Origin of the sequence: Kribbella koreensis, assembly GCF_039525325.1 — a bacterium.
In the GTDB taxonomy this organism is placed as follows: domain Bacteria; phylum Actinomycetota; class Actinomycetes; order Propionibacteriales; family Kribbellaceae; genus Kribbella; species Kribbella koreensis.
In genome coordinates, this window is sequence record NZ_BAAAHK010000013.1 from 791,933 (window position 1) to 805,102 (window position 13,170).

The 13,170-nt window shown below is 68.2% G+C and carries 11 protein-coding genes; 8 read left to right on the top strand and 3 right to left on the bottom strand.

Translation table 11 applies throughout. From position 1 onward, the window contains the following. Nucleotides 1-32 precede the first annotated feature (32 nt). The 3 genes from ABD116_RS28150 to ABD116_RS28160 are packed head-to-tail and all read right to left on the bottom strand — an operon-like array spanning nucleotide 33 to nucleotide 3,504. Nucleotides 33-692: an SGNH/GDSL hydrolase family protein gene (locus ABD116_RS28150; RefSeq protein ID WP_343976618.1), complete on the bottom strand. Its 660-nt coding sequence runs from the start codon at nucleotides 690-692 to the stop codon at nucleotides 33-35. Further along, complete coding sequence (locus ABD116_RS28155; RefSeq protein ID WP_343976621.1) at nucleotides 689-1,945, bottom strand: MFS transporter; 1,257 nt, start codon at nucleotides 1,943-1,945, stop codon at nucleotides 689-691. Before ABD116_RS28155 ends, ABD116_RS28150 begins: the two co-directional genes overlap by 4 nt. Continuing rightward, on the bottom strand, nucleotides 1,942-3,504 hold the full coding sequence (locus ABD116_RS28160; RefSeq protein WP_343976624.1) for a class I adenylate-forming enzyme family protein: 1,563 nt from the start codon (nucleotides 3,502-3,504) through the stop codon (nucleotides 1,942-1,944). The genes ABD116_RS28155 and ABD116_RS28160 overlap by 4 nt, the downstream gene beginning before the upstream one ends. A 199-nt stretch (nucleotides 3,505-3,703) precedes the next feature. Between ABD116_RS28160 and ABD116_RS28165 the strand changes: the two genes are divergently transcribed. The 8 genes from ABD116_RS28165 to ABD116_RS28200 all read left to right on the top strand — a co-directional run bounded on the left by ABD116_RS28165 (nucleotide 3,704) and on the right by ABD116_RS28200 (nucleotide 13,130). Next, on the top strand, nucleotides 3,704-4,999 hold the full coding sequence (locus ABD116_RS28165; RefSeq protein WP_343976627.1) for an SGNH/GDSL hydrolase family protein: 1,296 nt from the start codon (nucleotides 3,704-3,706) through the stop codon (nucleotides 4,997-4,999). 7 nt (nucleotides 5,000-5,006) lie between these two features. Then, on the top strand, nucleotides 5,007-6,224 hold the full coding sequence (locus ABD116_RS28170) for a cytochrome P450 (protein WP_343976629.1): 1,218 nt from the start codon (nucleotides 5,007-5,009) through the stop codon (nucleotides 6,222-6,224). Next, nucleotides 6,221-7,426 carry a cytochrome P450 gene (locus ABD116_RS28175; protein WP_343976632.1) on the top strand — a complete coding sequence of 402 codons (1,206 nt, stop codon included), beginning with the start codon at nucleotides 6,221-6,223 and terminating at the stop codon, nucleotides 7,424-7,426. The genes ABD116_RS28170 and ABD116_RS28175 overlap by 4 nt, the downstream gene beginning before the upstream one ends. A 12-nt stretch (nucleotides 7,427-7,438) precedes the next feature. Then, nucleotides 7,439-8,368, top strand: coding sequence for an alpha/beta hydrolase (locus tag ABD116_RS28180; protein WP_343976635.1), 930 nt, complete (start codon nucleotides 7,439-7,441; stop codon nucleotides 8,366-8,368). Then, nucleotides 8,361-9,446 carry an alpha-hydroxy acid oxidase gene (locus ABD116_RS28185; protein ID WP_343976638.1) on the top strand — a complete coding sequence of 362 codons (1,086 nt, stop codon included), beginning with the start codon at nucleotides 8,361-8,363 and terminating at the stop codon, nucleotides 9,444-9,446. Before ABD116_RS28180 ends, ABD116_RS28185 begins: the two co-directional genes overlap by 8 nt. After that, complete coding sequence (locus ABD116_RS28190; RefSeq protein WP_343976641.1) at nucleotides 9,446-10,729, top strand: aminotransferase-like domain-containing protein; 1,284 nt, start codon at nucleotides 9,446-9,448, stop codon at nucleotides 10,727-10,729. Before ABD116_RS28185 ends, ABD116_RS28190 begins: the two co-directional genes overlap by 1 nt. A 68-nt stretch (nucleotides 10,730-10,797) precedes the next feature. Beyond that, complete coding sequence (locus ABD116_RS28195) at nucleotides 10,798-12,009, top strand: MFS transporter (protein ID WP_343976644.1); 1,212 nt, start codon at nucleotides 10,798-10,800, stop codon at nucleotides 12,007-12,009. Nucleotides 12,010-12,155: 146 nt separating this feature from the next. Beyond that, a complete protein-coding gene (locus tag ABD116_RS28200; protein WP_343976647.1) occupies nucleotides 12,156-13,130 on the top strand; it encodes a hypothetical protein in 975 nt (324 codons plus the stop codon). The last annotated feature ends 40 nt before the right edge of the window (nucleotides 13,131-13,170 follow it).

Below are 13,170 nucleotides of genomic sequence, written 5' to 3' on the forward strand. Positions count from 1 at the left end.
TGACCACCGGCACCCGGTGAGCGGGTGGGGGGCTAGTGGGGGGCTAGGTGGGCTGCCAGGCGGCGGATTGTTTCGGCGGTGGCTACTGCGTCGCTTCGGGCTGTGCCGTGGCGGCCGTCGGGGGAGTAGAGGGTGGGGTCTGTGGAGAGGGGGTGGGTGGTTAGGTGGACGTGGATCGTGCCTAGGCGAGCGGCTAGGGCTTGGGTGCGTTCGGAGAGGGTGGTCATGCGGGTGCGGAGGCCGGGGCGGAGCCAAGCGGGGATGGCGGGGGAGTAGGAGACGTTGAACATGCCTAGGGTGATTACGTCGGCGCCGGCTGCCTGCAGCGCCTGCACCATCTCGGTTAGTTCGGTGTCTACTCGGTCTGGGTTGTAGCGGGCGGAGAAGGCGTCGTTGCCGCCGCCTACCACCAGGGCGAGGTCGGGGCGGAAGGCCAAGGCGGGGGCTAGCTGGGTGGAGCGGATCTCGTGGGCTCGGAGGCCGGAGACGCCTAGGTTCAGGTAGTGGGGGACGGCTAGTTCGGCGGCCAGGCGGTCGGCCCATTGGAGGTCGGAGTAGCCGGGCACGGGGGAGCAGAGGCCTTCGGCGACGCTGTCGCCTAGGACTACGAAGCGGCGCCAGGGGTGGCCGGCCAGGAGCTTGGCGGACTCGCCCTCGGACAGGCAGTACTCGTCGGTGGCTTCGGTGATCATGCTGCCTCCTTGGAGCGGTAGTTGGGGAGCTCTACCGGGTGGCGCCACCAGCGGTAGACGGGGATGAGGGTGACCAGGAGGAGGATCACGCCGGAGCCGATGACCGCGGGGCGCAGGCCGAACGTGGCGGCAGACCAGCCGGCCAGTACGCCGCCGATGGGGATGCCGATGAAGGCGATCGCGCCGGTCACGCCGAAGACCCGCGTCTGGAGTTCGGCCGGTACCCGTTCGTACAGGGTCACGCCCATGACCGGGTTGACCGCGGCGTTCGCGATGCCGCAGGCGAAGCTGACTGAGATGACCACCCAGAGGTGGTGTGACAGGCCCAGGGTGAACAGGCGCGGGGCGCCGCCGATCGCGGCGCCGATGACGAAGGACGAGTACTGCGGGAGGCGCGGGCCGAGCAGCGTGAAGATCACGTTCCCGAGCAGGGCGCCGGCCGCGAAGCCGCCGAAGAGCAGGCCGAGGGCTGCGGGCGACTTGAGGACCTGCTCGACCCAGAGCGGCACGAAGACCGCGGTGCCGGCCTGGTTGAAGACGTTCAGGAAGAAGATCATCACGATCATCCCGAGCAGCAGCTGGTCCTTGCGGAGATAGGCGAACCCACCCCGCAGCGCTCGGAAGTACGGCTCCCGCGGCGGTGCGGGGGTGTCATCGACGACGGCCGGCAGGCGTACCAGGAAGCCGATCAGCGCAGCGCAGACGACGAACGAGATCGCGTCGACGGTGATCGCCTTGTTCGGGCCGATCCAGCTGATCAGGAGCCCGCCGAGGGGTGCGCCGACCAGCGTCGCGGTACGGGTGAAGCCCTCGTACGACGAGGTCACGCGGATCATCTTGACCCCGGCCGCGTCCGCCATCGGCTTGAGCATGACGTGCTTGACCCGGTCGCCGCAGCCGCGCAGCGCGCCCGCGATGGCGACCAGCAGGCACAGCAGGGCGAAGGACGAGCCCGGCGTCAGTACGATCGCAGCCATCGCCAGGGCGCTCCCGAGGTCCGTCACGATCGACGTCCGGCGCAGCCCGAAGCGGTCGGCCAGGGGCGCGGCGAGCACGCCCGATACGACGTACGGGAGCATCTCGGCCCCCGCGACCAGGCCCATCTTCGCGGGGCTGCCGGTGGTGGTCAGGACGAGCCAGGGGATCGCCACCATCGACACCCGGTCGCCCAGCACCGACAACACATCCGCGCTGAACAGCGCGATCAGCCCAGCCCGACGCCGCCCGGACGCCTGCGCCGACGGCTCGCTCATGCCGGCTTTGCTTCGTGTCGGGAGCGCAGGGCCACCTTGTCGATCTTGTGGGCGGAGGTCAGCGGGAGATCGTCCAGGAACTCGATCTCGCGCGGTGTCCACATCTCGTTGAACTCGTTCCGGACCAGCGTCTGCAGCTCGCCGGCCGTCACCACAGCGCCGTCGTACCGGACCACGTACGCGTGCGGCACCTCCCCGAACGCCTCGTCCGGTACGCCGATGACCGCCGCCGCCCGTACCCCCGGATGCGACTGCAGCAGGTCCTCGATCGGCCGGCAGTACACGTTCCAGTTGCTCGACCCCGTGACGATCGTGTCCTGCACCCGATCGACGACGTACAGGTACCCGTCGGAGTCCAGATACCCGAGATCACCCGTCCGCACCCAGTCGTCGACGATGGCCTGCTCGGTCAGGTCCGGCCGCCCCCAGTACCCCGCGAAGCGGAGCCTGCTGGTCGCGTAGATCTCCCCGGTCTGCCCCGCCGCGACCGGTGCCCCATCAGGGGACCGGATCTCCACGCGGACGTCCCCGTACGGCGTACCGCTCGACCGTAGTCGCTCGGGATGCTCCGGGTCCTCGGTCAGCCCAGGCTGGGCCGTCACCACGATGACCTCGCTCAGCCCGTACACGATCCGCAGTACCGGCCCGAAGCGCTCGATGGCCTGCCGTAGCCGGGACGGAGCGGCGGGGCCGGCCCCCACGTTGAGCATGAACAGGCTGCTGACGTCAGTGGTCGGCAGGTCCGGGTGGTCGAGCAGCTGGTAGAGCAGGGGCGGCGACACGTACGTCGAGTTGATCCGCTCGCGCTCGATCGTCGCCAGCGCGCGGCCCGGGTCCCAGTCGTCCTCGAGGAACAGCACGCCGCCCATGAACAGGTTGAAGAAGCTGGTGATCTGCCCGCTCGCGAACGCCATCGGCGAGTGCGACAGGTGCCGCAGCACGGGCAGCCCGGCGGCCAGGTAGTCGTCGGCCAGCGTGAGGATCTGCTCGTAGAACGCCTGCCGGTGGTGCACCAGCTTGGGCTCCCCGGTGGTACCGCTCGTCTGCAGGCAGGTGGCCGGGGTCAGCTCCCCGTACTCCGGTTCGAACGCCGTGGCCGGTGGGGCCAGCAGATCCGGCCCCAACCCGCCTGCACCGAGGCAGTGCACCGGTACTGCGAGGCTGACCGCCAGCCGCTCTCCGATGACGGCCTTGGTGCGGGCGTCGTAGACGAAGACGTCCGCCTCGGACAGCCGCGCGAACGCCTCGATCTCCCGGCGGCCCGCGATCGGCGCGATCCACATCGTCCGGGCGCCGACCAGGTGCAGCGCGAGCTGGAGGGCCGGCAGCTCGATCGTGTTGCCGGCCAGCACGAGCACGCCGGTACCCGGGCCGACGCCGCGATCCTGCAGCGTCGCGGCCAGGTCGAGCACCTGCGCGCGCAGCTCGGCGTACGTCAGCCGCCGGCCGCCGGCGACGATCGCCTCGGCCTCGCCGTACCGCGCGAAAAGCCGGAGCGCAGCGACCACATAAGAACCGGACCGCTCCAGGTTCCGGTCCAGCACGAAATCGACCGACATGGCGCCCCACCCTTTCGGTATCCGGGGCGACTGTACTTCCGATATTTCCCGGCGGCCAGCGGTCGGGTGAATTCAAGCGAACAATTCAAAGCGCCCGTTGACGTGTCAGGAATCCGGAACTAGGTTTCCGTCACCGTCACCGCCACTCGCGCAGGGTATTTCTCACCCGTCGCGCGCCAACCCATTGGGGGGTTGTTCCATGCGCATTCCCAGTACCGTCAGATCGGCCGCACTAGCGGCCGCCGTTTCACTGGCCGGCTCGGCCCTGGTCTTCACCGGATCGTCGGCTCAGACGTCCGGCGGCCACGGCGACCGGTCCGAGTGGGTGGGCAGCTGGTCCGCCGGCATCGTCAAGCCCGAGACGGCCGGGTTCACCGCCACCGGTCTCAACAACCAGAGCGCCCGCTACGTGGTCCGGCCGTCCGTGGGGGGCGACAAGGTCCGGATCCGGTTCACCAACATCTACGGCGACCGACCGGTCCAGATCGGCGCGGCGACCGTGGCGTTCGGGGACACCTCGACGCCGGTACAGTCCGACATCGTGGTGGCGTCCAAGCGGGCGCTGACCTTCAACGGCGGCTCGCCGACCGCGGTGATGAACAAGGGCGCCGAGCTGCTCAGCGACCCGGTCAAGCTGACCGTGCCGGACCTGAGCACGCTGGTGATCAGCGTCTTCTACCCGACCGCGACCGGCCCGACCAGCTGGCACGCGTCCTCGGACCAGGAGAACTTCTTCGGTCCGGGCGACCTGACCAACGCGCCCGACGGGACCGGGTACGACCGGACCCGGGCCTGCTGCTGGACGTTCCTGTCCGGCGTCGACGTCCTGACCGAGAAGTCGGCGGGCTCGATCGTCGTGCTCGGTGACTCGATCGCGGACGGCCTGCTCAGCACGCTCAACGGCAACAACCGCTGGCCCGACCAGCTCGCCGAGCGCCTGGTCGCCGACCGTCACCACAACGCTCCCGGAGTGCTGAACGTCGGCGAGGCCGGCAACCGGCTGCTGCAGGACAGCGACGGTCTGATCCTCGGTGGCCCGAGCGGCACCGAGCAGCTCGGCCCGAACGCGCTGGCCCGGCTGAACGAGGACGTCTACGCCCAGACCAACGAGCGAACCGTCATCACCCACCTCGGCGTGAACGACATCTGGATGAACGGCGCCGGCTCGGACCAGATCATCGGCGCGCTCAAGCAGATCAACAGCCAGCTGCACGAGAACGGCATCACCAGCATCGGCGCCACCATCACGCCGTACGGCGGCTTCACCACGCCCGGCGGCTGGACGCCGGAGAAGGAGGCGACCCGGGTCGCGGTCAACAAGTGGCTGCGCAACCAGCACGAGTTCGACGGCGTCATCGACTTCGACAAGGCCGTTCGGGACCCAAGCGCGCCCGAGAAGCTGCTGGCTGCCTACGACGGCGGCGACCACATCCACCTGAACGACGCCGGCTACCAGGCGATGGCCGACTCGATCCCGCTGCAGCTGGTCCGGTGAGCCGCTGATGACCACCGCCGCCGATCAAGTGCTCAAGGGACTCTTCAGCGAAGCCGGTCTGGACGATCCATACCGGTACTACGCCGAACTCCACAAGCTAGGTCCAGTCTCCCTGCTGGGAGGCGATGGCGGATATGCGGCGGTGGTCACCGGCTACCAGGCAGCCGACGAGCTGCTGCGCGACCCGCGGTTCCATGTCGCCGACGACGTGTTCAGCGACGATCACGGTGGTCCCGGGTGGCGCGAGCATCCGCTGCTGGCGGTGCTCAACAACTCGATGATGTACAGCAACGGTCCCCGGCACCTGACGGCCAGACGCCTGTTCCACCAGGTGTTCACGCCCCGCCGGGTGACCGAGCTGGAGCCGGCTGTCGGCCAGTTGGTCGACGGCCTGATCGACCAGCTGGCCGAGCGGTTCGACCGGGACGGGGAGGCGGACTTCATGACCGAGTTCGCCTACCCGTTGCCGAGCAGCGTGGTCGCTGCGCTGCTCGGCATCCCGCAGGACGACCTGGCCTGGTTCCGGCCCAGAGTCGAACGAATCAACGACTTTCTCGATGTGGTCGGCAAGACCGACGAGGTGCTGGCGGCCGCCGACCAGGCGACTCGCGAGCTGTCCGACTACTACCAGGACCTGATCGTCGCGCGACGGAAGACGCCGAGCGACGACCTGATCAGCCAGTTGGTCGCGGCCATCGACGCCGGGCTGCACGAGGTGTCGGACTACGACCTGATCTGCAACCTGCTGGTGCTCTTCAACGCCAGCTTCGTGACGACGATCCACCTGATCGGCAACGGGATGTGGCAACTGCTCGACCAGCCCGGGCTTCGCGCGGCCGCCGGCTCGCCCGCCTTCGTCGAAGAGGTTCTGCGGTACGAGGCGCCGGTACAGTTCGTCGCCCGCTGGTCCGAAGAGGATGCCGAGATCGCCGGAACAGTCCTTCCAGCCAAGGAGATCGTGTTGGTGATGCTCGGTGCTGCCAATCGGGATTCGCTGCGGTACCCGTCGCCGGATCTCTTCGATGCGGGGCGGACGGACGTGAAGCCGTTGAGCTTCGGCGCCGGTCCGCACTACTGCCTGGGTGCGGCGCTGGCCCGGGCGGAGGCCCGGATCGCCTTTCCGCGGTTGCTGGAGCGGTTCCCGTCGTTGCGGGCCGCGCGGCCGCCGGTGCGGAATCCACAGCAGTTCCTGCGCGGGTACAAGTCGATGCCGGTGGCAACATGACCGCCGACGAGATCCTTGCGCTGCTGCAGACCGACGAGGGGCGGCGAGCGCCGTACCCCTTGTACGAAAGACTTCACGAGCTGGGTCCGGTCAGTTTGACACCGGCCAGTACTGCGTACGCGGCCGTGGCCAACGGGTATGCGGCGGTCGATCAGATCCTGCGTGATCCACGCTTCGTCAAGGGTGGTCCGCCGCCCGGGCCCGACGCCGATCCGGTGTCGACGGCGCTCGGGAACTCGATGATGTTCCGGACCGAGCCTGATCATGGGCGGATGCGGCGGGCGTTCCATCAGGCCTTCACGCCGCGGCGGGTCGCCGAGCTGGAGCCGGAGATCGTCGCGTTGACGGACTCGCTGCTGGATCGGCTCGGCGTGTTGGGTGCTGATGGGCCGGTCGACTTCATCGCGGAGTTCGGGTATCTGCTGCCTGCCGGTGTGATGAGTGCGTTGCTGGGGATCCCGGCGCCGGATCTGGAGTGGTTCAGGACCCGGGTGCAGCGGGTGGAGGACTATCTGGACTTCGGTGGGCGGACGGTCGAGAAGGTTGCCGCGGCCAATGAAGCTGCCGTGGAGATGTCGGCGTACTACCAACAGTTGATCGCGGACCGTCGTGTTGCCCCTGGCAACGACCTGATCAGCGGGCTGGTGCAGGTGATCGACTCCGGCGACAGCGTGCTGACCGATGAGGAGTTGGTCGGCAACCTGCTGGTGCTCTTCAACGCCAGCTTCGTGACGACGATCAACCTGCTCGGCAACGCGCTGCCGCCATTGCTCGAACGGCCGTCGCTGGTGAAGGCGCTGGCTGCTGATCCGGCGGTGGCCGAGGCTTGCGTCGAGGAGGTGCTCCGGTGGGACGGGACGGCGCAGGTCGTAGTACGGACTGCTTCTGAGGATCTGTCGGTGGGTGGGGTGACGATCCCTGAGGGTGGGCTGGTGCTGGTGATTCTGGGGGCGGCCAACCGGGATCCGGCGCGGTTTCCTTCGCCTGAGGTGTTTGATGCGGAGCGGGCGGACAAGCGGCACATCACGTTTGGGGCCGGCGCGTACTTCTGTATCGGGGCGGTGCTTGCGCGGGCTGAGGGGCGGCTGGCGTTGCCTCGGTTGTTCCAGCGGTTCCCGGAGCTGGCGCTGGCCGGGGCGCCGGTGCAGAGTGCCGGGTTTGCTCTTCGTGGGTTCGCGACCATGCCGGTCACGCTGACTTGAGAGGTGCTTGAGATGCCATTGGATCCTCAGGTCGAGGAGATGCGGGCGAAGCGGGCGGCGGACAACGTGCCGCAGCTCTACACGCAGACGCTGGCCGAGGCGCGGGCGGCTGATCTCGCGTCCATCCAAGCGGGTGGTGGCGAGGTTGAGCCGGTGCACTCCGTGCGGGATGTCGTGATGGAGGAGTCCGGGCTGACGTTGCGGATCTACCGTCCGGTGGGGGATGGGCCGTTGCCGACGCTCGTGTACTTCTTCGGTGGCGGATGGACGCTCGGCAGCATCGAGACCGCTGACGGGGTGTGCCGTCGGCTGGCCAACCTCGTCCCGTGCCAGGTCATCACAGTCGGCTATCGCCTGGCGCCGGAGAACCCCTTCCCGGCGGCGGTCGACGACTGCCACCGAGCAACCCAATGGATCGCGGCTCACGCCGTCGAACTGGGTGTGGACGTAGCCCGTCTAGCTGTCGGAGGCGACAGTGCCGGCGGCAACCTCGCGGCCGCAACCACCTTGCTGGCAAGAGATTCCGGCCCGTCCCTGGCTGCTCAACTCTTGGTCTACCCCAACACTTTGTATGGCTCCGACACCGCTTCCATGCGCGCCGGCGACGACCCCTTCCTCTTCAATCGCACCTCAGTCAACTGGTACTGGAAGCACTACCTGCGCGACGAGTCCGACGGCACCAACCCGCTCGCCTCCCCACTCCTGGCCCCCTCCCACGCCGGCCTCCCGCCGGCGCTGGTCATCACCGCCGAGTACGACCCCCTAAGAGACGAAGGCGAGTACTACGCCGAAAAGCTCTACGCCGCCGGCGTCCCCACCCAACTAACCCGCTACGAAGGCATGCCCCACGGCTTCTACACCATGTCCGGCATCCTCGACACCGCCCGCAAGGCACTGACCGACTCCGCCGACTGGCTAAGAAAGACCTTCGCCGATGCCTGACCTCCAGGCACCTCCCGCACCCGCGTTGTGTCTCGACGACTTCGAGGGGTTGGCGGCTGGGGTTCTGCCTGTTGAGGTGAGGGAGTTTGTTGCTGGGGGGAGTGGGACTGAGACGACTCTTCGGTTGAATCGGTCGGCGTTGGATGGGGTGACTGTGGTGCCTCGGGTGCTGGCGGGGGTGGCTGAGGCTGAGGTGGGGTGTCGGCTGGTTGGTGGACAGGTGGGGATGCCGGTGGTGGTGGCGCCGATGGCTTATCAGCGGCTGGTGCATCCGGGTGGGGAGTTGTTGCTGGCTCGGGCGGCTGCGGCGGCGGGGGTGCCGTATGTGATCAGTACGTTGAGCAGCTTCCCGCTGGAGGAGATCGCGGAGGTGGCGCCTTCGTGGTTTCAGTTGTATTGGCTGCGGGATCGAGCAGTGGTGGAGTCGCTGATCGATCGGGCGGAGGCTGCTGGGTGTGGCGCGTTGATGGTCACCGTGGATGTTCCGGTGATGGGTCGGCGACTGCGGGATGTGCGGAATGGCTTCGCGTTGCCTGCGGATGTGGTCGCGGCCAACCTGGTCGGGGCGCGGAGCGAGGCGCACGTCGGAGTACCGGGGTTGTCTGCTGTCGCGGCTCATACGGCATCGGCCTTCGAGCCTGCGGTGTCGTGGCAGGACCTCGAGTGGTTGCGATCGAAGACCAAGCTTCCGCTGCTTTTGAAGGGGATTCTCGATCCGCGTGACGCTGTGCGGGCGGTGCAAGTGGGTGCTGATGGCATCGTGGTGTCGAACCATGGCGGTCGGCAGCTGGACGGGGCGGTTGCCTCGGTCAACGCCTTGCCGAGGATTGTGGATGCCGTGGGCAAGGAGTGTGAGGTGTTGCTCGACAGCGGGATTCGGAGCGGTACCGATGTACTGCGTGCGCTCGCGCTCGGCGCCTCCGGAGTACTGATCGGCCGTCCGTTGCTCTGGGCACTTGCCGTCGACGCGTGCGGAGAAGCTTTGGAGCTGCTGCGCAAAGAGCTGAGCGACGCGATGCTGCTGGCAGGCTGTGCGAACGTCCAAGCTGCAGCGCGCCTCACCACCGGGAGGGCCTGATGGCCGATCTGAACGTCACCGACCTGCACGGTTCGCTCACCGACCGCGCGCTGAACTCGATGAACTTCCTCAACGAGGTCGCCAACCACTACCCCGACGCGATCTCGCTCGCCGCCGGGCGTCCGTACGAGGAGTACTACGCGCTCGAGGACCTGCACTCCTACCTCGACACCTTCGCCGAGTACCTGCGCGACGAACTCGGCTACGACGAGGCCGGCGTCCGACAGCAGATCTTCCAGTACGGCCGCACGAAGGGCATCATCCACCCGCTGGTCGCCCGCAACCTCGCCGCCGACGAGGGCATCGCGGTCGACCCGGACGCGATCGTGGTGACGGTCGGCTGCCAGGAAGCGATGGTCCTCGTACTCCGCGCGCTCCGCGCGACCCCCGCCGACGTCTTGCTCGCCATCTCCCCGGCCTACGTCGGCATCACCGGCGCCGCCCGACTCGTCGACCTCCCCGTCCTGCCGGTTGCCGGGGGCGACGATGGCGTCGACCTCGACGACCTGGTCGCCGTCGTCAAGCGAGCGCGAGCCGACGGTCTCCGCCCACGCGCCTGCTACGTCATGCCCGACTTCGCCAACCCATCCGGCCTCAGCCTCGACCTGGAGACCAGACGGCGACTGCTGGAGATCGCCGCCCAGGAAGACCTCCTCCTGCTCGAAGACAACCCGTACGGCCTGTTCCCCGCCGCCGGTGTCGACCGGGTGCCGACCCTGAAGGCCCTGGACACCGAGCGACGCGTGATCTATCTCGGTTCTTTTGCCAAGACCGCGCTGCCCGGCGCCCGGGTCGGCTACGTCGTCGCGGACCAGACCGTCGCCACCCCCGACGGCACCGTCGGTTTGCTGGCTGACGAACTCTCCAAGCTCAAGAGCATGCTCACCGTCAACACCTCAGCCGTCGCGCAGGCGGTGATCGGCGGCAAGCTCCTCCAGAACGACTGCAGCCTGGTCACCGCCACCCTGCGCGAACGCGACATCTACGCCACCAACCTCCGCGCCATCACCGACGGCCTGGCCGCCCGCTTCCCCGATGGGGACGTCGCCTGGACGGTCCCGTCCGGCGGCTTCTTCATCGTCGTCACCGTCCCCTTCCCGGTCACCGACGCCCTGCTGGAGAAGTCCGCCCACGAGTACGGCGTCCTCTTCACCCCGATGAGCCACTTCTACGACGGCGACGCCCCGCTCAACGCCCTCCGTCTCTCCTGCAGTTCAGTGACCCCGGCGCAGATCGACGCCGCATTGAACCGCTTGGCCGCCCTGATCCACGACCAGCTCTGAAACTGGTACTCCCTACGCCCCAAGAACTGGACCTGTAGACCAGACCGCTCTGCTCCTACGGTGAATCCATGACTACCTGCGAGCTCCCGGCCACCGCCGACCTACAGCCACCAGCGCCCGAGGCGAAATCGCCGGAGCGGTCGCCGGCAGCCGGATCGGCGCTGGTGACGCCGGCCTTTGCGCGGTTGCTGGTGATGGTGTTCGGGTCCGGGCTGAGCATGTACCTGCTGACCTCGGTCGTACCGCTCTACCTCGCAGCGAACGGAGCCGGCGGCATCGGCGCCGGCCTGTCGACCGGGGCGATGATGCTGGCGGCAGTGGGTGTCGAGCTGCTGGTACCCCGGATGCTCAGGCGGTTTGGGTATCGGGGGACGCTCGCGCTGGGGCTCGTGTTGCTGGGTGCGCCGTCACTTGCTCTGGTAGTGACCTCATCGCTCCCACTCGTGCTGGCCGTCTGCGTCGTTCGCGGCGCCGGGCTGGCGATCATGGTCGTCGGCGCGGTCGTGCTGGTCGCGGATGTCGCCCCGGCCCACCGACGGGGCGAGGCGCTGGGGATCTACGGCGTCGTCGTCGGGCTGCCCGCGGTGATCGGGTTGCCGTTGGGGATCTACCTCACCGGCGTCATCGGGTACGACGCGCTGTTCGTCCTCGCCGCCGTCGCGTCGCTGGCCGGCCTTGCGATGGTGCCGGGCGTGGCGGCGCGTAGTACCGGCAGTGAAGAGCAGCACGTGAAGGTGCTGGGCGGCTTGCGGGGCAGCGGACTGCTGATGCCGACGCTCGTCTTCGCGGCCGTGACCGTTGCCGCAGGCATCAGTGTGACCTTTCTGCCGCTGGGATCCAGCAACCACTTCGTGGTCGCCATCGCCTTGCTGATCCAGGCGATCGCCGCACCGGCCGCCCGCTGGCTGGCCGGGCGGGTCGGTGACCGCGTCGGACCGGCCAAATTGTTGCCTCTGGCCATCATCCTGGCCGCGCTCGGCGCCGGCGCGCTGGTCTTCATCGGCAACCCGGCCGCCGTCATCACCGGCGCCGCGCTCTTCGGGGTCGGCTTCGGCGCCGCCCAGAACCTCACCCTGGCGATCATGTACGACCGTTCACCGAAGTCCCGGTACGGCCAGGTCAGCGCGTTGTGGAACCTCGCGTACGACGGCGGCTGGGGCGCCGGCGCCATCATCTTCGGCTTCGTGGTCGCCGGGACCGGCTATCCACTGGCCTTCGCGCTGACCGCCGCCCTGGTCGCCGCAGCCACTCTTCCCACGCTGCGAGCTCACTCCAGGTAACGAACTGACTGCGGTCGATGCACGAACCGGCAGCAATCCATTGCACGAAGATGCAAATCTCACGCGCGTCGCCCGGTGGCGAAGTTACCGTCAGTTCGGTCCCGGGGTGCCCTGGACCGAACTGCTTTGCCGAGAGGATGACCTCAATGAAGCTGCAGCGCCTCGCAGTCGCCGTCGCCGCCGTCGGAATGCTCGCCGCCACGGCCGCGTCCGGACCGGCCCTCGCCACCACCCAGAACGACCCGGCGCCGTCCTGGGCGCAGCGGGCCGCCAACACCAAGGAAGCGGCGGCGAAGTCGGACAAGTCCGTCGCCGCCGAGGCCGAGTGCGTCCAGTCGCTGGTCTATCCCGAAGCCACGAACGTGACCGGAACGGTCGACGTCACCCCGGCCAAGCCGCCGCGGGTCGACCAGTACGCGCCGTTCAACTTCGGTGCTGCCCGCTACACGGCGACCTGGTACGCGGCGGCCAACGCCTCCGCCACCCAGTACTTCGCCTATGGGGTGTTCCTGACCGGCGACAACCTCTACCGGCACACGACCACCCTCCCCGCGACCGGCGAGCCGAAGACCACCAGGGTCAAGATCGGTTCCGGCTGGGCCACCTTCCGGGCGATCGCGACCTCGAACTACCAGGTCGCCGCGCCCACCCACTCGTACCTGTACGGCCTGAACACCAACGGATTGCTGTACCGATACGCCAAGAACGGCACCACCTCCACCTACAAGGCGCTCGGCACCTTCGGCGGCTACGCATCCTTCAAGTCGCTGGCCGTGATCAGCGAGACCGCGACCTACGACACGCTGCTGCTGAACACCAGGGCCGGCGGGCTCTACACGATCCGGATCCCGATCACCGCGTCGGCGAAGCCGGTCCTCAAGACCATCCGGTCCTCCGGCTGGTCGGCGTACGAGTCGCTCGCGACCCAGGCCTGCGGCAACCGCGGTGGCACCCTCGTCATCGGCGTCGACCACGACACCCAGACCGGCTACCAGTACGCCTTCGGCCACGCGAACGGCACAGCGACCGTGATCACGTCGTACGGCAAAATCCCGGCCGTCCTCGACGGCAACAACCACGCCCCCTTCACCTGGTACAAAGACAACCTGAACGGCGAGTAACACCTCGACCCGACCGGGGACAACCGTTGCGACGGTGTCC